General features: G+C 67.8%; 20 protein-coding genes. 6 read left to right on the forward strand and 14 right to left on the reverse strand.

What is annotated here, in order from left to right; all coding sequences use genetic code 11:
• Window positions 1–83 precede the first annotated feature (83 nt).
• The 5 genes from recG to exbB all read right to left on the reverse strand — a co-directional run bounded on the left by recG (window position 84) and on the right by exbB (window position 5,547).
• The gene (recG, locus tag F3I62_RS02955) at window positions 84–2,159 is read right to left on the reverse strand and encodes an ATP-dependent DNA helicase RecG (RefSeq protein WP_160488184.1); all 2,076 of its coding nucleotides are present in this window, start codon (window positions 2,157–2,159) and stop codon (window positions 84–86) included.
• Window positions 2,156–3,085 carry a hydrogen peroxide-inducible genes activator gene (locus F3I62_RS02960; protein ID WP_160488185.1) on the reverse strand — a complete coding sequence of 310 codons (930 nt, stop codon included), beginning with the start codon at window positions 3,083–3,085 and terminating at the stop codon, window positions 2,156–2,158. The genes recG and F3I62_RS02960 overlap by 4 nt, the downstream gene beginning before the upstream one ends.
• Window positions 3,086–3,270: 185 nt before the next feature.
• Window positions 3,271–3,999: an energy transducer TonB gene (locus F3I62_RS02965; protein ID WP_160488186.1), complete on the reverse strand. Its 729-nt coding sequence runs from the start codon at window positions 3,997–3,999 to the stop codon at window positions 3,271–3,273.
• Window positions 3,996–4,421 carry a TonB system transport protein ExbD gene (gene exbD / locus F3I62_RS02970; protein WP_160488187.1) on the reverse strand — a complete coding sequence of 142 codons (426 nt, stop codon included), beginning with the start codon at window positions 4,419–4,421 and terminating at the stop codon, window positions 3,996–3,998. Before exbD ends, F3I62_RS02965 begins: the two co-directional genes overlap by 4 nt.
• A 4-nt stretch (window positions 4,422–4,425) precedes the next feature.
• Window positions 4,426–5,547: a tonB-system energizer ExbB gene (gene exbB / locus F3I62_RS02975; protein ID WP_160488188.1), complete on the reverse strand. Its 1,122-nt coding sequence runs from the start codon at window positions 5,545–5,547 to the stop codon at window positions 4,426–4,428.
• A 188-nt stretch (window positions 5,548–5,735) separates the two neighbouring features.
• Here exbB and F3I62_RS02980 point away from each other — a divergent pair, with 188 nt between their 5' ends.
• Window positions 5,736–6,614 carry an NAD-dependent epimerase/dehydratase family protein gene (locus F3I62_RS02980; protein ID WP_160488189.1) on the forward strand — a complete coding sequence of 293 codons (879 nt, stop codon included), beginning with the start codon at window positions 5,736–5,738 and terminating at the stop codon, window positions 6,612–6,614.
• Here F3I62_RS02980 and F3I62_RS02985 read toward each other — a convergent pair.
• The 7 genes from F3I62_RS02985 to F3I62_RS03015 all read right to left on the reverse strand — a co-directional run bounded on the left by F3I62_RS02985 (window position 6,590) and on the right by F3I62_RS03015 (window position 12,245).
• On the reverse strand, window positions 6,590–6,949 hold the full coding sequence (locus tag F3I62_RS02985; protein ID WP_218572687.1) for a hypothetical protein: 360 nt from the start codon (window positions 6,947–6,949) through the stop codon (window positions 6,590–6,592). The genes F3I62_RS02980 and F3I62_RS02985 overlap by 25 nt on opposite strands.
• 41 nt (window positions 6,950–6,990) lie before the next feature.
• Window positions 6,991–7,722 (reverse strand): hypothetical protein, encoded by a 732-nt coding sequence (locus F3I62_RS02990; RefSeq protein ID WP_160488191.1) that lies wholly within the window; start codon window positions 7,720–7,722, stop codon window positions 6,991–6,993.
• A 25-nt stretch (window positions 7,723–7,747) separates the two neighbouring features.
• Window positions 7,748–8,128: a RidA family protein gene (locus F3I62_RS02995; protein WP_160488192.1), complete on the reverse strand. Its 381-nt coding sequence runs from the start codon at window positions 8,126–8,128 to the stop codon at window positions 7,748–7,750.
• Window positions 8,129–8,185: 57 nt separating this feature from the next.
• A complete protein-coding gene (spoT, locus tag F3I62_RS03000; RefSeq protein ID WP_160488193.1) occupies window positions 8,186–10,294 on the reverse strand; it encodes a bifunctional GTP diphosphokinase/guanosine-3',5'-bis pyrophosphate 3'-pyrophosphohydrolase in 2,109 nt (702 codons plus the stop codon).
• Between the two features lie 57 nt (window positions 10,295–10,351).
• A complete protein-coding gene (gene rpoZ, locus F3I62_RS03005; RefSeq protein WP_160077779.1) occupies window positions 10,352–10,615 on the reverse strand; it encodes a DNA-directed RNA polymerase subunit omega in 264 nt (87 codons plus the stop codon).
• Between the two features lie 105 nt (window positions 10,616–10,720).
• A complete protein-coding gene (gmk, locus tag F3I62_RS03010) occupies window positions 10,721–11,341 on the reverse strand; it encodes a guanylate kinase (RefSeq protein WP_160077781.1) in 621 nt (206 codons plus the stop codon).
• A gap of 40 nt (window positions 11,342–11,381) precedes the next feature.
• Window positions 11,382–12,245, reverse strand: coding sequence for a YicC/YloC family endoribonuclease (locus F3I62_RS03015; RefSeq protein ID WP_160488194.1), 864 nt, complete (start codon window positions 12,243–12,245; stop codon window positions 11,382–11,384).
• 137 nt (window positions 12,246–12,382) lie between these two features.
• On the opposite strand from F3I62_RS03015, the gene rph reads away from it, so the two are divergent.
• From rph to F3I62_RS03030, 3 genes are all read left to right on the forward strand, one after another.
• The gene (rph, locus tag F3I62_RS03020; RefSeq protein ID WP_160488195.1) at window positions 12,383–13,102 is read left to right on the forward strand and encodes a ribonuclease PH; all 720 of its coding nucleotides are present in this window, start codon (window positions 12,383–12,385) and stop codon (window positions 13,100–13,102) included.
• Between the two features lie 31 nt (window positions 13,103–13,133).
• Window positions 13,134–13,502 carry a DUF4870 domain-containing protein gene (locus F3I62_RS03025; RefSeq protein WP_160488196.1) on the forward strand — a complete coding sequence of 123 codons (369 nt, stop codon included), beginning with the start codon at window positions 13,134–13,136 and terminating at the stop codon, window positions 13,500–13,502.
• A gap of 65 nt (window positions 13,503–13,567) precedes the next feature.
• Window positions 13,568–14,515 carry a DUF808 domain-containing protein gene (locus F3I62_RS03030; protein ID WP_160488197.1) on the forward strand — a complete coding sequence of 316 codons (948 nt, stop codon included), beginning with the start codon at window positions 13,568–13,570 and terminating at the stop codon, window positions 14,513–14,515.
• A gap of 17 nt (window positions 14,516–14,532) precedes the next feature.
• On the opposite strand, the gene F3I62_RS03035 is transcribed toward F3I62_RS03030, so the two are convergent.
• On the reverse strand, window positions 14,533–15,312 hold the full coding sequence (locus F3I62_RS03035; protein ID WP_160488198.1) for an exodeoxyribonuclease III: 780 nt from the start codon (window positions 15,310–15,312) through the stop codon (window positions 14,533–14,535).
• 93 nt (window positions 15,313–15,405) lie between these two features.
• Here F3I62_RS03035 and pyrE point away from each other — a divergent pair, with 93 nt between their 5' ends.
• Complete coding sequence (gene pyrE / locus F3I62_RS03040) at window positions 15,406–16,047, forward strand: orotate phosphoribosyltransferase (protein WP_160488199.1); 642 nt, start codon at window positions 15,406–15,408, stop codon at window positions 16,045–16,047.
• Between the two features lie 33 nt (window positions 16,048–16,080).
• Window positions 16,081–16,668 carry a DUF4124 domain-containing protein gene (locus tag F3I62_RS03045; protein ID WP_160488200.1) on the forward strand — a complete coding sequence of 196 codons (588 nt, stop codon included), beginning with the start codon at window positions 16,081–16,083 and terminating at the stop codon, window positions 16,666–16,668.
• A 47-nt stretch (window positions 16,669–16,715) separates the two neighbouring features.
• Here F3I62_RS03045 and argB read toward each other — a convergent pair whose 3' ends face one another.
• Window positions 16,716–17,615 carry an acetylglutamate kinase gene (gene argB, locus F3I62_RS03050; RefSeq protein ID WP_160488201.1) on the reverse strand — a complete coding sequence of 300 codons (900 nt, stop codon included), beginning with the start codon at window positions 17,613–17,615 and terminating at the stop codon, window positions 16,716–16,718.
• Window positions 17,616–17,629: the final 14 nt, after the last annotated feature.

The raw sequence follows: 17,629 nt of genomic DNA on the forward strand, positions 1-17,629 counted from the left end.
ACTACTGGCAGGGAGTATAACCAGCCACCCGCGAGCGCGTGGCTGCCGCCGGACAGGTGACCAGCGGTGCGCTGTCGATTGGCTCACACTTGGCCATACTGCTGGCCATGCCGCAGCCAGCGCTCGAGCAGCGGGCTGACGTGCTGCGGCCAGTGCTGCAGCAGGCTCTGCGCGGCGTCGCGCACGGCCGGCAGCAGGTCGGCGTCGCGCATCAGGTCGGCCACCTTGAACTGCAGCAGGCCGGTCTGGCGGGTGCCGAGCATCTCGCCGGGGCCGCGCAGTTCCAGGTCCTTCTCGGCGATGACGAAGCCGTCGCAGGTCTCGCGCATGATGCCCAGGCGGGCACGGCCCAGCTGCGACAGCGGCGCGTGGTAGAGCAGCACGCAGTGGCTGGCCGCGCTGCCGCGGCCGACCCGGCCGCGCAGCTGGTGCAGCTGGGCCAGGCCCAGGCGCTCGGGGTTCTCGATGATCATCAGGCTGGCGTTGGGCACGTCGACGCCGACTTCGATCACCGTGGTGGCGACCAGCAATTGCAGCTCGCCGCGCTTGAACTCATCCATCACCGCGGCCTTCTCGGCTGGCTTCATGCGCCCGTGGATCAGGCCCACGCGCAGCTCGCCGAGCGCACTGGACAGCTCCTCGAAGCTGGTCTCGGCGGCCTGGCAGGTGAGTTCCTCGGATTCCTCGATCAGCGTGCATACCCAGTAGGCCTGGCGCCCTTCACGGCAGGCGCTGCGCACCCGCTCGACCACCTCGAGGCGGCGGCTGTCGGCGATCACCAGGGTGTTTACCGGGGTGCGCCCGGGCGGCAGCTCGTCGAGGATCGAGGTGTCCAGGTCGGCGTAGGCGCTCATCGCCAGGGTCCGCGGGATCGGCGTGGCGGTCATGATCAGCTGGTGCGGGCACAGGCGGCCGTCGATGCCCTTCTGCCGCAGCGCCAGGCGCTGCTGCACGCCGAAGCGGTGCTGCTCGTCGATGACCACTAGCGCGAGTTTTTGAAAGCGCACCTCGTCCTGGAACAGCGCGTGGGTGCCGACCACCATCGGCGCACCCGCGGCGATCTGCTCCAGGGCGGCGGCGCGGGCCTTGCCCTTGAGCTTACCGGCCAGCCAGGCGACCTCGATGCCCAGCGGCGCCAGCCAGCGCGAGAAGTTGAGGAAGTGCTGCTCGGCGAGGATCTCGGTGGGCGCCATCAGCGCCACCTGGTAGCCGGCTTCCAGGGCCTGCAGGGCGGCCAGGGCGGCGACCACGGTCTTGCCGGCGCCGACGTCGCCCTGCACCAGGCGCAGCATCGGTTCGTCCTGGCTCAGGTCGTAGGCGATCTCCGCGCCGACCCGCTGCTGCGCGCCGGTGGGGGCGAAGCCGAGGTTCTGCAGGAACAGCTGCGGCAGGCGCCTGGCCAGCGGCAGGCGCGGTGCCTGCTGGGCACGCACCTGCTCGCGCAGGCGCTGCAGCGACAGCTGGTGGGTCAGCAGTTCCTCGAAGGCCAGGCGGTGCTGGGCCCAGTGGCGGCCCTCGGCCAGTTCTTCCAGGTCGGCATCCGGCGGCGGCCGGTGCAGGTAGCGGATCGCCTGGTCCAGCGGGCCGAGGCGGTAGTCGCGGGCCAGCTCGGCCGGCAGCCAGTCCGGCAGGCTGTGCGGGCCGAGGCGGGCCAGGGCCAGCTGGCTGAGGCTGCGCAGGCGCTGCTGGGTGAGGCCTTCGGTGGTCGGGTAGATCGGCGTCAGGGTCTGCTCCACCGGCGCCACTTCGTCGGCGCCGAGGGCGCGGTATTCCGGGTGGTAGATCTCCAGGCCGGAGGCGCCGGGGCGCGCCTCGCCGTAGCAGCGCACATGGGTGCCGCGCTTGAGACCGTCCTTCTGCGCCTGGCTGAAGTGGTAGAAGCGCAGGCTGAGGGTGCCGCTGCCGTCCTGCAGGCGCACCAGCAGGCTGCGCCGCTTGCCCATGACGATATCGGCGCCGGCCACCACGCCTTCGATCACCGCGTCCTGGCCGGGGCGCAGGGCGCCGATCGGCACCACGCGGGTGCGGTCCTGGTAGCGCAGGGGCAGGTGGAACAGCACGTCCTGCAGGGATTCCAGGCCGACCCTGGCGAGTTTTTCCGCCAGCGCCGCGCCCACTCCCTTGAGCGCGGTGACCGGTACCTGGGCCAGTTCGGTCATGCCGGCAGGGCTTGACCTTGCGGACGCGCGGCCACCGAGCACAGGCGGATCGAGTCGGCGAGCAGCTCGATGGCCTTCGGCCGCGGGAAGCTGGCGCGCCAGGCGATGGCCACGGTGCGGAAGGGCACCGGCGGGGTCAGCGGACGCACTTCGATCACGCCGGGGGCGTAGTGGTGGCTGTCCACCGCGGAGAACGGCAGGATCGAGATGCCCAGGCCCGAGGCGACCATGTGGCGGATGGTTTCCAGCGAGCTGGACTCGATGGTGGTGTGCTTGTTCTCTTCGGTCTTGCGCGTGGCCGGGCAGGCTTCCAGCACCTGGTCGCGGAAGCAGTGGCCCTCGCCGAGCAGCAGCAGGCTCTTGTCGTTGAGCAGGCTGGCGTCGATGTGTTCCTTGGCGGTCCAGGGGTGGCCGGCCGGCATCAGCACGTAGAACGGCTCGTCGTACAGCGCCTTGGTCAGCACGTCGGCTTCCTGGAACGGCAGGGCGATGATGATCGCGTCCAGCTCGCCGGTGCGCAGCTTGTCGCGCAGCACGTGGGTGAAGTTTTCCTCGATGTACAGCGGCATGTCCGGGGCGACCCGGTGCAGCTGGGGGATCAGGTGGGGGAACAGGTAAGGGCCGACCGTGTAGATGGCGCCGATCTTCAGCGGCGCGGTCAGCTGGTTCTTGCCGGCCTGGGCCAGCTCGCGGATGCCCTGGGCCTGCTCCAGCACCTTCTGCGCCTGGGTGACGATGCCTTCGCCGACCGGGGTCAGGCGCACCGCGCTCTTGCTGCGCTCGAAGATCAGCACGCCGAGCTCGTCCTCGAGCTTCTTCACCCCCACCGACAGGGTCGGCTGGCTGACATGGCAGCGCTCGGCGGCCCGGCCGAAATGCTGTTCCTGGGCGAGGGTGACGATGTAGCGCAGTTCGGTGAGGGTCATAGTCTGAATCCATTGAGATGCGCCCAAGCATAGCGGCTGTATTCAATGGAACCAACTGCTCGCGCTACTCCTGCGGGCAGGAGGGATCGGCCCGTAGGGTGGATGACGCTTTTCTCATCCACCCTGGCGCCGCTCGGTGGATCGATGGAGCGCGATCCACCCTACAAGGGAGCGTGCGCAGGTTCTTAGCGGCGATCGAGGGAGTAGACGAAGGGCGCGACGATCTCCAGCTGGCCGTTCTGCAGCATCTCGGGCGGCGGTGGCGGCAACGGCTGGGCGCGGCGGATCATCTCCAGGGTGGCGCGGTCCAGCGAGGCGCTGCCGGAGCGGCCCGCCAGGGCATAGGAGAGCACCTTGCCGCGGCCGTCGACCACGAAGCGCAGGCGATTGACCCCCTCGAAGCCGCGACGGCGGGCGTCGTCGGGGTAGCGCTTGTAGCGGCTCAGGTGGCTGAGCAGCTTGCTCTGCCAGCTGAGCTCGGCCTTGCTCGGCGCGCTCACGGTGGCCTGTTGCGGCGCGGCCGGCTTGGCATCGGCGGCGGCCACCGGCGCCGGCGGGGTGTCCTGCGGCGGGTTGTCGGCTGGCGTGAGCTGCGGCTTGGGCTCCACCGGCTTGGGCGGGCGTGGCTTGGGCTGGGGTTTCGGCGGGGCGATGGCCAGCTTCGGCTTCGGCGCCTCGACCAGCTTGGGCTGCGGCTCCGGTTCCTGCGGCTGGACCTGCGGCGGTGGCGGCGGGGCCGGCTTGGGCGCGGCGGCCAGCGGCTCCAGCTCGATCAGCATGGCCGCCGGCGGCACTGCCAGCGGCATGGCCGCCGGGCGCCAGTACAGGGCCCAGAGGAACAGGCCGAGGTGCAGGGCGAGCACGACGATCAGGCTGACGCCCCACAGCGGCAGCTTGCGCAGGCTGCTGCTCATTGGCCGCCGACCGTTTCCAGGCCGACCAGGCCGATCTTCAGGTAGCCGGCGCCACGCAGGTTGTCCATCACGGCCATCAGCTCGGCGTAGTCCACGCCCTTGTCGCCACGCACGAAGATGGTCTTGTCCTTGTCGGCCTGGGTCAGCCGGTCCAGGGCGCTGCCGAGCTGGGCCGCTGCGACCTGCTGGTTGTCGAGGAACAGGCTGCTGTCCGCCTTGATGCTCAGGTAGATCGGCTTGTCCGGGCGCGGCGCCGGTTTGGCCGTGGAGGCCGGTAGGTCGACCTTCACGTCGACGGTGGCCAGCGGCGCGGCGACCATGAAGATGATCAGCAGCACCAGCATCACGTCGATAAAGGGGGTGACGTTGATCTCATGGCTTTCCTGGAGATCGTCGCCACCTTCGTTCAGATGCAGGCCCATGGCTTCAGACCGCCTTGACCATGTGCGGTTGCGCGCTGCGCTCGGGCACGGCCGGCAGGTCGAGGTCGCGGCTGACCAGCAGCAGCACCTGGGCCGAGGCATCGGCGACCTGCGCCTTGTAGCTGGCGATGGAGCGGGCGAAGACGTTGTAGATGATCACCGCCGGGATCGCCGCGACCAGGCCCAGGGCGGTGGCCAGCAGGGCTTCGGCGATGCCCGGGGCGACCACGGCAAGGTTGGTGGTCTGCGATTTGGCGATGCCGATGAAGCTGTTCATGATGCCCCACACGGTGCCGAACAGGCCGACGAAGGGCGCGGTGGAACCGATGGTGGCGAGCACGCCGGTGCCCTTGCTCATCTCGCGGCCGCAGGCGGCGACCAGGCGCTCGAGGCGGAAGCTGACGCGCTCCTTGATGCCGTCCTTCTCCTTGCTGCCGGCGGAGAGCTTCAGTTCCTCGCGGGCGTCGTCGATCAGCAGGGCGCTGAAGCTGTGCTGGGCGCGGGCCTGTTCGGCGGCCTGGAGCAGGTTGCGCGCGCTTTTCAGGTCGAGCAGTTCGCGCTGCAGGCGACGGCGGGCGGTGACCAGTTCGAGGCTCTTGGCGATCCAGATGGTCCAGGTCAGCACCGAGGCCAGCATCAGGCCGATCATCACCGCCTTCACCACCACGTCGGCGTTCTGGTACATGCCCCAGGGCGACAGGTCGTGGATGGCCTCTTCCTCGGCCGCCAGCTCCTGGCCCATGGCATCCAGCGCCTGCAGGGCGGCGACCAGCTGCTGGGCATCGGCCTCGGCGATGCCGTTGTCCTGCATGAACTGCCGCTGCACCGCGCCGATCTGCTCGGCGCTGGCCTGCTCGCCGAGGGTGGCGATCTTCTCGCGCAGGGCGTTCAGCCTGGGGTCGGCGCTGGCGGCCGGGGTCGCGGTCGTGAGGCCGGGCTGGCCGGGCTGGCCGGCGGTGGTGGCGGTGGCCGGGACGCTCTGCAGGGCGGTCGGTGCCGGCGCGGCGGGCGCTTCTTCGGCGTAGCCGACAACCGGCAGCAGCAGGCCGAACAGGGCCAGGGCGAGCCGGCGCAGCAGCATTGGCGCGGTGGTGGCGGAGTGGGCGGGTTGGCTGAATGGGTTCATGCTGGCCGGACCTGAAGAAGAAAAAGAGCGTTGGCGGCCACCGGCGCAGGGGCGCGGTGGAGCAAAAGTGCCGGCATTATTGCAAGTAATTCTTGTTAACAAAAGAGTAATTCGCATTTACATCTCCCGGCGCTTGGCCGCCGGGGCCGCTGGCGCTAGGCTGGACGCCCTGTTTCGTGGAGTTGAGCATGCCTGCCTCCCCCTCTCTGCTGATCGCCGGTTGCGGTGATGTCGGTGGCCGCCTGGCCCAACGTCTTATTGTGGCCGACTGGACGGTTTACGGTTTGCGGCGCGATGTCGCACGCCTGCCGGCCGGCGTGCTGCCGGTGCCCGGCGACCTGCAGGCCGACAGCCCGCCGGCGGCCTGGCCGCAGGGGCAGCTGGACTACCTAGTGTATTGCGCGACGCCGGCCCAGCACGACGAGGCCGGCTACCGCGCCGCCTATGTCGATGGCCTGCGCCATGTGCTGGCCTGGCTGGCCGCCGCCGGCCAGCGCCCGCGGCGCCTGCTGTTCGTCTCCAGCAGTGGCGTGTACGGCCAGCAGGGCGGCGAATGGATCGACGAGGATTCCCCCGCCGAGGCGCCCGGTTACTCCGCCCGGATCATGCGCGAGGCCGAGCAGCTGGCGCTGCACGGCGGGCTGCCGGCGACCCTGGTGCGCCTGACCGGCATCTACGGCCCGGGGCGCGCGTGGCTGCTCAACCAGGTGCGCCAGGGCTATCGCGCAGTCAGCGAGCCGCCGCTGTACGGCAACCGCATCCATGCCGACGATGCCGCCGGGCTGCTGGCCTTCCTGCTGCAGGCCGATGCCCGCGGGGTGGCGCTGGCCGACTGCTATATCGGCGTGGATGACGCGCCGGCGCCGCTGCACGAGGTGGTCGGCTGGTTGCGCGAGCAGCTGGGCGTCAGTCACTGGGCCGAGGAGTCCGCGCTGCGCCGCTCCGGCAGCAAGCGCTGCAGCAATGCGCGGGCGCGGGCACTCGGCTGGGCGCCGCACTACCCGAGCTATCGCGAGGGTTATGCGGCGTTGCTGGCAGCCGATCAGTCGTCGCTGCGTCCGTTGTAGCGGCCGCTGTCGTCGTAGCGCCGGCCATCGTCGTCTTCGCGGCCCTGGTAGCGCCCGGCACTGTCATAGATGCGCCCGTCGCTGTCCTGGCGCCCGCTGTAGCGGCCGCTGGCGTCATAGCGCCGGCCGTCTTCATCGTCGCGCCCGCTGTAGCGCCCCGCCGCGTCGTAATGCCGGCCGTCCGCGTCGGTGCGTCCGACGTAGCGGCCACTGCTGTCATAGGCACGCCCGTCGTCATCGGTGCGGCCCAGGTAGCGGCCGCTGCTGTCGTAGTGGCGTTGTTCGGCCTGGGCGCTCAGGCTGAGGAGCAGGCAGCACAGCAGAATCAGGCGCATGGGGGAGACTCCACGGGGCAAAAGCATTGGAGTGCGGCGGATCAGTCGCGTTCCAGCAGCCAGGCCTGGCGCCCGGGATGCAGCTCGGGCATTTCGTCCAGCTGGGCGCGGTTGAGCGCCTCGAGGATGCGCAGCTGCTCGCCGTCGCGCTGGAAGATCCACGAGCGCCCCTGTTGGCCGAGTTGCAGCCACAGGCTGTCGTGCTCGCCGCTCATCGACGCGCAGTCGCCGGCCAGGCACAGGGCATAGCGCTCGGCGCCCGGCAGGCCCTCGATGCGGCCGTCGGCGTGGAACAGCACCAGGCCGCCCTGGCCGAGGCCTTCGCGGATCTTCCAGGTGCCGCCGAGGTAGGCGTCATACAGTGCCGCCTCGAAGCTGCTGCCCGGCGGCGCGTCGGCTGCGGCGGGCTGCTGCGGCTTGCTGAAGCGCTGCTCGGGGCCGTTGCTGTTGGCTTGCTGGACCAGCTCGTCGTCGCGCAGGCTGAGCTGTTCGTGCACGTCGCCGTGATAGTCGACCCGCCACTGGCCGGGCTGCTGCGCCGTCAGCTGCCCTTCACCCAGTTCGAAGCCGTTGCTGTAGGTGGCCAGGCCGCGCTGGCTGTCGATCTGCCACTCCAGATTCGGCCCGTAGGCCAGCAGCGCCTCGCGCAGCGGCCCGCCTTCGCGGGCCGCCTCGATCAGCGGCTGGTTGATCCAGATGCCGTCCGGGCTGCCGGGGCCGGCACAGCCGCCGAGCAGGCCGCAGCACAGGGCGAGGGCGAACAGTCGACGCATGACGGGTGGCCTCCGGCCGGATGGGTCAGCCGAGGACCAGGATGCCGTCCATTTCCACCAGGGCGCCGCGCGGCAGGGCCGCCACGCCGATGGCGGCACGCGCCGGGTAGGGCTGCTCGAAGTAGCGGCCCATGACTTCGTTGACCTTGGCGAAGTGGCTGAGGTCGGTGAGGAAGATGTTCAGCTTGACCAGATCCTTGAAGCTGCCGCCGGCGGCTTCGATCACCGCCTTTAGGTTCTCGAACACCTGCACGGTCTGTTCCTCGAAGCCCTGCACCAGCTCCATGGTCGCCGGGTCCAGGGGGATCTGCCCGGACAGGTACACGGTGTTGCCGGCCTTGATCGCCTGGGAGTAGGTGCCGATGGCGGCCGGGGCCTTGTCGCTGCTGATCACGCTCTTGCTCATGGGAAGTTCCTTGTTATTGAGGGGATTGCGCGGCAGGGCTGCCGCGAGGCAAAGGGGTCAGGCGCGCATGCGGGTGATGCGGATCACGCCGGTCAGGGCGCGCAGTTTCTTGATCACGCGGGCCAGGTGCACGCGGTCGTGCACGCTGACCACCAGCTGGACCACGCTGATGCGGCCATCGCGCTCGTCCATGCTGATCTTCTCGATGTTGCCGTCGGCGGCATTCACGCTGCTGGCCAGCAGGGCGATCAGGCCGCGCTGGTGCTCCAGCTCGACGCGCAGCTCGACGTTGAATTCGCCGGCGACATCCTTGGCCCAGTTGAGCTGGATGCACTTTTCCGGGTTGTGGCGGATCTCGCTGATGTTCTTGCAGCTGTCCAGGTGCACCACCATGCCCTTGCCGGCGGACAGGTGGCCGACGATCGGGTCGCCGGGGATCGGCGTGCAGCACTTGGCGTAGCTCAGCACCAGGCCCTCGGTGCCGCGGATGGCCAGCGGGCCTTCGGCGCTGGGCAGCTGGTCGCCGCCTTCGCTGAGCAGGCGCCGCGCCACCACGTAGGCCATGCGGTTGCCCAGACCGATGTCTTCCAGCAGGTCTTCGATGACTTCCAGGCGGTATTCGCCGAGCACCGCCTGCACCCGCTCGGCCGGCACCTTGTCCAGGTGGCTGGCGAAGCCGGTGAGCACCTTGTTCAGCAGGCGCTCGCCGAGGTTGATCGACTCCGAGCGGCGTTGCAGCTTGAGCGCGTGGCGGATATGGGTGCGTGCCTTGCCGGTGACCACGAAGTTGAGCCAGGCCGGGTTCGGCCGCGCGCCCGGGGCGGTGACGATTTCCACCGTCGAGCCGCTTTCCAGGGCCTGCGACAGCGGCGCCAGGCGGCGGTTGATGCGGCAGGCGATGCAGCTGTTGCCGACGTCGGTGTGCACCGCGTAGGCGAAGTCGACCGCGGTGGAGCCTTTTGGCAGCTCCATGATGCGGCCCTTGGGCGTGAACACGTAGACCTCGTCCGGGAACAGGTCGATCTTCACGCTCTCGATGAATTCCAGCGAGTTGCCGGCGCGCTGCTGCAGTTCGAGGATGCCCTTGACCCACTGCCGTGCGCGGGCGTGGCTGCCCTTGGGCTGCTCGTCCTCGGCGGATTTGTACAGCCAGTGGGCGGCGATGCCGTTGTTGGCCAGCTCTTCCATCTCGCGGGTGCGGATCTGGATCTCGATCGGCACGCCGTGCATGCCGAACAGGGTGGTGTGCAGCGACTGATAGCCGTTGGCCTTGGGGATCGCGATGTAGTCCTTGAAGCGCCCGGGCAAGGGTTTATACAAGTTGTGCACGGCGCCGAGCACGCGGTAGCAGGTGTCGACCTTGTCGACCACGATGCGGAAGGCGTAGACGTCCATGATCTCGTTGAACGCCCGGCGCTTGCCGCGCATCTTCTTGTAGATGCTGTACAGGTGCTTCTCGCGGCCGATCACCTCGCCCTGCATGCCTTCGCGCTGCAGGCAGGCGGTGATCGATTCCTCGATCTTGTTGACGATTTCCTTGCGGTTGCCGCGGGCGCGCTTGACCGCCGCGCGGATGCGCTCGGAACGCATCGGGTACATGGCCTTGAAGCCGAGGTCCTCGAATTCCACGCGCATGCTGTGCATGCCCAGGCGGTTGGCGATGGGCGCGTAGATTTCCAGGGTTTCCTTGGCAATGCGCCGGCGCTTCTCGCCGGCCAGCACTTCCAGGGTGCGCATGTTGTGCAGGCGGTCGGCCAGCTTGACCAGGATCACGCGGATGTCGCGGGCCATGGCCATGGCCATCTTCTGGAAGTTCTCGGCCTGGGCCTCGGCCTTGGTCTCGAAGTTCATCTGGGTCAGCTTGCTGACCCCGTCGACCAGTTCGGAAACCGTCTCGCCGAACTGCGAGGTGAGGGCTTCCTTGGCGATGCCAGTGTCCTCGATCACGTCGTGCAGCATGGCGGCCATCAGGCTCTGATGGTCCATGTGCATGTCGGCGAGAATGCTGGCGACGGCGAGCGGATGGGTGACGTAGGCTTCGCCGCTGCGGCGACGCTGGCCGTCGTGGGCCTGCTCGGCGTAGAAGTAGGCGCGGCGGACCAAGTTGACCTGGTCCGGGCCGAGGTAGGTCGAAAGGCGTTCGGCGAGTGTGTCTATGCTCGGCAAGGTGGCACCCCCTGCCGCACTGGCTGACTGCGAGTCGCGCGACTTCGACCCATGGCTTTACAGAGGCTCGTTGGCCTCGTCCTCGAGGGGGGCGAAGAACGGCTCTTCCTCGACCAGGTCGTCCTGGGCGATCACGTCATAGTCGACCAGGCCGGCGGCGATTTCGCGCAGGGCGACTACGGTCGGCTTGTCGTTTTCCCACGCCACTTTCGGCTCCTTGCCGCCGGTGGCCAGCTGACGCGAGCGCTTGGTGGCGAGCATGACCAGCTCGAAGCGGTTATCGACGTTGTCCAGGCAATCTTCAACGGTAACGCGGGCCATGGTGTTCCTCGTAGCAAATGCGAATAAAGAGCTGGGCCCGGATGGGCGAGCGGACTGAATAGTCTAAAAAATCACCAGCATTAAGGGAAGCACTGATTTCCCCGCTCAGACCAGCAGTTCGCTGAGCAGGCCGGCGTGGCGCTGCTGCTGGACGTGCTGGAGCAGCTGATTGGCACGGAAGATCGCCTTCAGGTCGGCCAGCGCATGGGCGAAGTCGTCGTTGATCAGGATGTAGTCGTACTCGACATAGTGGCTCATCTCGCTGACCGCCTCGTGCATGCGCCGCTCGATGATCTCGCCGCTGTCCTGGCCGCGGTTGGTCAGGCGATGGCGTAACGCCTCTTGCGTGGGCGGCAGGATAAAGATGGACTTGGCCTGCGGCATCAGCCGGCGCACCTGCTGGGCGCCCTGCCAGTCGATCTCGAGGATCAGGTCGTAGCCTTCGGCGAGGGTCTGCTCGACCCACTTCTGCGAGGTGCCGTAGAGGTTGTCGAAGACCTGGGCGTGCTCGAGGAAATCGCTGTGCTCGAGCATGGCGACGAACTGTTCGCGGCTGACGAAGTGATAGTTGACCCCGTCCACCTCGCCCGGGCGCATGGCGCGGGTGGTGTGCGAGACGGAGACGCGGATCTGCGCCTCGCTGTCGATCAGCGCCTTGACCAGGCTGGTCTTGCCGGCGCCGGAGGGCGCGGAAACGATGTAGAGGGTGCCGGTGGTAACGGTCATGGATGCATCCTGAAAACGTTGTTCGTAGCCTAGCAGGGGCTTACTCGATGTTCTGCACCTGTTCGCGCATCTGCTCGATCAGGACTTTCAAATTGACTGCGGCCTGGGTGCTGCGCGGGTCGAAGGCCTTGGAGCCGAGGGTGTTGGCCTCGCGGTTGAGTTCCTGCATGAGGAAGTCCAGGCGCCGGCCGGCGGCGCCGCCGGCCTTGAGCACGCGGCGCACTTCGGCCACATGGGTGCTCAGGCGGTCGAGCTCCTCGGCCACGTCGCTCTTCTGCGCCAGCAGCACCAGCTCCTGCTCCAGGCGCTGCGGGTCCAGCTCGGCCTGCATCTCGGCAAAGCGCGCTTCGATCTTCTGCCGCTGGTTGGCCAGCATCTGCGGCACCAGCTCGCGCAGGGCGACGACTTCGGCGCCGATGGCATCCAGGCGCTCATTGAGCAGCTTGGCCAGCTCGGCGCCTTCGCGGCCGCGGCCGTTCTTCAGCTCGGTCAGGGCCTGGTTGAACAGGTCGAGGGCGGCGGCATTCAGCGCCTGCGGGTCGGCCGCGTCGGCCACCAGCACGCCGGGCCAGGCCAGCACTTCCAGGGGGTTGAGCGGCGCCGGCTGCTGGATCAGGGCGGCCACTTCCTCGGCGGCGCTGATCAGCTGCCGGGCGCGCTGGCTGTCGACCTGCAGGCGCTTACCGGTGTTTTCCTCTGCGAAGCGCAGGGTGCATTCCACCTTGCCGCGCGACAACCCCTGACGCAGGGCCTCGCGCACCGCGCCTTCGAGGTCGCGGAAGGCATCCGGCAGGCGCAGGTGCGGTTCCAGGTAGCGGTGGTTGACCGAGCGCAGTTCCCAGCTCAGGGTGCCGTGGGCGCCGGCCCCTTCGACGCGGGCGAAGGCGGTCATGCTGTGCACCATGGGAAAACCTCTCGGATCGGAAACTGGGGCGCGGGATTGTAACGCAGTGCGACCGCCGGCCCAATCGGGCATGTCGCATGGCCGGTGGGCGCCCTATAATGCCGGCAGATTCCCCGCTCCTTATCAGGTATACGCAGATGAAACGTCCCAGTGGCCGTGCTCCCTCCCAGTTGCGCTCCGTACGCATTACCCGCAACTACACCAAGCATGCCGAGGGTTCGGTACTGGTCGAGTTCGGCGATACCAAGGTGATCTGCACCGCCAGCGTCGAGTCCGGCGTGCCGCGTTTCCTCAAGGGCCAGGGTCAGGGCTGGCTGACCGCCGAGTACGGCATGCTGCCGCGCGCCACCGGCGAGCGTAACGCGCGCGAGGCCAGCCGTGGCAAGCAGGGCGGGCGGACCCTGGAAATCCAGCGCCTGATCGGTCGTTCGCTGCGCGCCGCGCTGGACATGAGCAAGCTGGGCGAGAACACCATCTTCATCGACTGCGATGTGATCCAGGCCGACGGCGGTACCCGCACCGCCTCCATCACCGGCGCCATGGTGGCCCTGGTCGATGCCCTGAAACTGCTGAAGAAGCGCGGCGGGCTGAAGGGTGAGCCGCTCAAGCAGATGGTCGCCGCGGTCTCGGTGGGCATGTACCAGGGCGAGCCGGTGCTGGACCTGGATTACCTGGAAGACTCCGCCGCCGAGACCGATCTCAACGTGGTGATGACCAGCGCCGGTGGCTTCATCGAGGTGCAGGGCACCGCCGAAGGCGCACCGTTCCAGCCGGAAGAGCTGAACGCCATGCTGGCCCTGGCCCAGCAGGGCATGCGCGAGCTGTTCGAGCTGCAGCTGGCTGCCCTGGCCGACTGAACCGACAGGCGCGACGACGCGGAGGATGAGCATGGACGAGCAGAACCTGGTGCCCACGCCAAGCGCGCAGGCCCGCCAATGGGCGATGCTGTGCCACTACGCGGCCTTCTTCTGGGTCGTCGCGCCGATGATCGGCAATGTCATCGGTCCCCTGGTGGTCTGGCAGCTGAAGAAGGACCTGGATCCCTTCGTCGACCAGCAGGGCCGCGAGGCGCTGAACTTCCAGATCACCTACAGTATCGCCATGATGGTCTGCGGCGTGCTGGCCTGGGTGCTGATCGGCTTCCCACTGATGCTGCTGGTCGGGGTGACCGCCCTGGTGCTGACCATCATCGCCGGGATCAAGGCCAATGAAGGCCAGGCCTACCGCTATCCGCTGTGCCTGCGCCTGATCAAGTGACCCCCATTCTGCCGGCCCCGTTCGGGGCCGGTCGTTTCATCCCCTGTTAAGTAAGGAAGCCTGACGTGGCTGGAGCCAATCTGTTAGCCCTGCTCGATGACATCGCCAGCGTGCTGGACGATGTCTCGGTGATGACCAAGGTGGCGGCGAAGAAGACCGCCGGCGTGCTCGGCGATGACCTGGCGTTGAACGCCCAGCAGGTCACCGGGGTCAAGGCCGACCGCGAGTTGCCGGTGGTCTGGGCGGTGGCCCGCGGTTCGCTGATCAACAAGCTGATCCTGGTGCCAGCCGCGCTGCTGATCAGCGCCTTCGCGCCCTGGGCGGTGACGCCGTTGCTGATGCTCGGCGGCGCCTTCCTGTGTTTCGAGGGCTTCGAGAAGCTGGCGCACAAGTTCCTCCACAGCCAGGCCGAGGATCGCGGCCAGCATGCCGCCCATGTACAGGCGCTGGTCGATCCGGCGGTGGACATGCAGGCCTTCGAGAAGGACAAGATCAAGGGCGCGGTGCGCACCGACTTCGTGCTGTCGGCGGAAATCATCGCCATCACCCTCGGCGTGGTGGCCAGCCAGCCGTTCCTGCAGCAGGTCACGGTGTTGTCCGGCATCGCCCTGCTGATGACCGTCGGGGTGTACGGCCTGGTCGCCGGAATCGTCAAGCTGGACGATGCCGGGCTCTACCTCAGCCGGCGCGCCAGCGCCCTGGCCCAGGCCGTCGGCCGCGGCATCCTGTGGCTGGCGCCCTGGCTGATGAAGGCGCTGTCGGTGGTCGGTACGGCGGCGATGTTCATGGTCGGCGGGGGCATTCTCACCCACGGCATTCCCGGTGCCCACGAGCTGATCCAGCACTGGGTCGAGGCCATCGGCACTGTGCCGGCCGCGGGTGGCGTGCTGGCCATGCTGGCACCGACCCTGATCGATGCGCTGTTCGGCGTGCTGGTGGGGGCGCTGGTGCTGGGCGTGGTCGGTGTGGCCGGCAAGGCCTGGGGTGCGTTGCGCGGCGGGGCCGCCGGCTAGGGCGTGGAACGGACTGCTTAGACGCTAAGCAGCCAGTCGTAGTCGACGATCAGCGGTGCGTGCTGGGAGAAGCGCGGCTGGCGCGGCAGCCTGGCGCTGCGCACGGTGCGGCGCATGCCGGGGGTGAGCAGCTGGTAGTCGAAGCGATAGCCGAGGTTGAGCATTTCCGCCTGCTCGTTGTCCGGCCACCAGCTGAACTGGTCGCCCTCGCGGCTGACTTCGCGCAGTGCATCGACGTAGCCCATGGTGCCGATCACCTCGTCCAGCCAGGCCCGCTCGGGGGCGAGGAAGCCGGGGATCTGCTGGCAGTCGCGCCAGTTCTTCACGTCGAGCTTCTGGTGGGCCACGTACAGCGAGCCGCAGTAGATGTACTCGCGGCGCTTGCGCCGTTGCTTGTCCAGGTAGCCAGTGAAGTCGTCGATGAACTTGAACTTCTGGTTGAGGCTCTCGTCGCCGCCCTGGCCCGAAGGCAGCAGCACGGTGGCGATGCTGACCTTGTCGAAATCCGCCTGCAGGTAGCGCCCGTAACGATCCGCCATCTCGAAACCGAGGCCGTGAATCACCGCCTTCGGTTGCAGGCGGGAGTACAGCGCGACACCACCCTGTTCGGGAATCTCGCCATCGGCTGCGTAGAGGAAGTAACCATCCAGCTGGAAGGCCGGATCGTCCAGTTCGACGGAGGAGGCACGGGTGTCTTGCAGGCAGATCACGTCGGCATTCTGGGCCTGCAGCCAGCTGAGCAAGCCGCGCTCGACCGCCCCCTGAATGCCATTCACGTTGACACTGATGATCCGCATAAATAGCCCCCAAAAACACCTGCGTGTATGATACCTGAGCTCATTCCTAATTAGCCAAATTCATAGCTACAACCGTGCCGTTCGGGGCTTTTCATGCAGGCGTACCAGCGCGAATTCATCCGTTTTGCCATCGAACGCGGCGTGCTGCGTTTCGGTGAGTTCACCCTCAAGTCCGGGCGTACCAGCCCCTATTTCTTCAATGCCGGGCTGTTCAACAGCGGCCTGGCCCTGGCCAAGCTGGGGCGCTTCTATGCGTCCGCGCTGGTCGACAGCGGCATCGACTTCGATGTGCTGTTCGGTCCGGCCTACAAGGGCATCCCGCTGGCGGCGGCGACCGCGGTGGCCCTGGCCGAGCAGCATCAGCGCGACCTGCCCTGGTGCTTCAACCGCAAGGAAGCCAAGGACCACGGCGAGGGCGGCACCCTGGTCGGTGCGCCGCTCACCGGCCGGGTGATGATCGTCGATGACGTGATCACCGCCGGTACCGCGATCCGCGAAGTGATGCAGATCATCCAAGCCCAGGGCGCCCAGGCGGCCGGCGTGCTGATCGCGCTGAACCGCCAGGAGCGCGGCCAGGGCGAGCTGTCGGCGATCCAGGAGGTCGAGCGCGACTATGGCATGCCGGTGGTCAGTATTGTCTCGCTGGAGCAGGTGCTGGATTATCTGGCCGGCGATGCCGAGCTGAAGCAACACCTGCCGGCGGTCGAGGCGTACCGCGCGCAATACGGCATCTAGCATCCTCCATTACCTGCACAGGGTGTTCTGTTCATGCTCAAACCGGTTGCGCTGCGCTGTACGTTGTTCCTGGCCCTGGGGATGCCGATCCTGGCCGGGGCTGCGGAGATGTACCGCTATGTCGATGAGCGCGGCCTGACCGTGGTCAATCGCCTCGGCGTGCCGCCCGAGTCCGTGGCCAAGGGCTATGAGGTGCTCAACGAGCAGGGCCGGGTGGTCCGCGTGGTGCCGCCGGCGCCGAGTGCCGAGGAGCGCAAGCGCCTGGCCGAGGAGAAGGCCAAGGCCAAGTCTGATGCCCAGCTGCTGCGCATCTACTCCGAAGTCGGCGATGTCGACCGCGCGCGCGATCGCAAGCTGGCCGAGCTGGACGGGGTGATCGGTGTGGCGCAGGGCAACCTGCAGTCCCTGCGTACCCAGCAGGACAACCTGCAGGCCAAGGCCGCCGAGCACGAGCGGGCCGGGCGCGCGGTGCCCGAGCATCTGCTGGTGCAGATCGAGAACCTGAAGACCGAGCAGGCCGGGGTGGAGAAGGACATCCAGCGCTACCGCGAGGGGCGGGCCGCCGAAGAGGCGGCCTTTGCCGCGGATCGGGCGCGTCTGCTGGAGTTGCGCCAGCGCTGAGCGCCGGCACGGCAGGTGTGAACCAGCCGTGCCGGCAGTTCCGCCGCTTACTTGCTATTGCTGATCAGGGTGCCGACACCGCTGTCGGTGAAGATTTCCAGCAGCACCGCATTGGGCACCCGGCCGTCGATGATGTGCGCGCTGGTGACGCCGCCTTGCACGGCTTCCAGGGCGCAGCGGATCTTCGGCAGCATGCCGCCGTAGATGGTGCCGTCGGCGATCAGCGCATCGACCTGCTCGGTGGAGAGGCCGGTCAATACCTCGCCCTGCTTGTCCATCAGGCCGGCGATATTGGTCAGCAGCATCAGCTTCTCGGCCTTCAGCGCCTCGGCGACCTTGCCGGCGACCAGGTCGGCGTTGATGTTGTAGGACTCGCCATTGGCGCCCACGCCGATCGGCGCGATCACCGGAATGAAGTCGCCCTTGACCAGCATGTTGAGCAGGTCGGTGTTGACCCCGACCACCTCGCCGACATGGCCGATATCGATGATTTCCGGCTGGGTCATTTCTGGCGTCTGGCGGGTGACCTGCAGCTTCTTGGCGCGGATCAGCTCGGCATCCTTGCCGGTCAGGCCGATGGCGCTGCCGCCATGGCGGTTGATCAGGTTGACGATGTCCTTGTTGACCTGGCCGCCGAGCACCATCTCCACCACGTCCATGGTCTGCGCGTCGGTGACGCGCATGCCATCGATGAAGTGGCTCTCGATCGACAGGCGCTTGAGCAGATCGCCGATCTGCGGGCCGCCGCCGTGCACCACCACCGGGTTGATGCCGACCGCCTTCATCAGCACGATGTCGCGGGCGAAGCCTTCCTTGAGCTCCTCGCTTTCCATGGCGTTGCCGCCGTACTTGATCACCAGGGTCTTGCCGACGAAGCGACGGATATAGGGCAGCGCTTCGGACAGGACCTTGGCGACTTGGGTGGCGGCATCACGGTTGAGGGTCATTGCGCAATGGGCTC

The sequence above is a fragment of the Pseudomonas sp. R-28-1W-6 genome (assembly GCF_009799925.1).
GTDB lineage: Bacteria > Pseudomonadota > Gammaproteobacteria > Pseudomonadales > Pseudomonadaceae > Aquipseudomonas.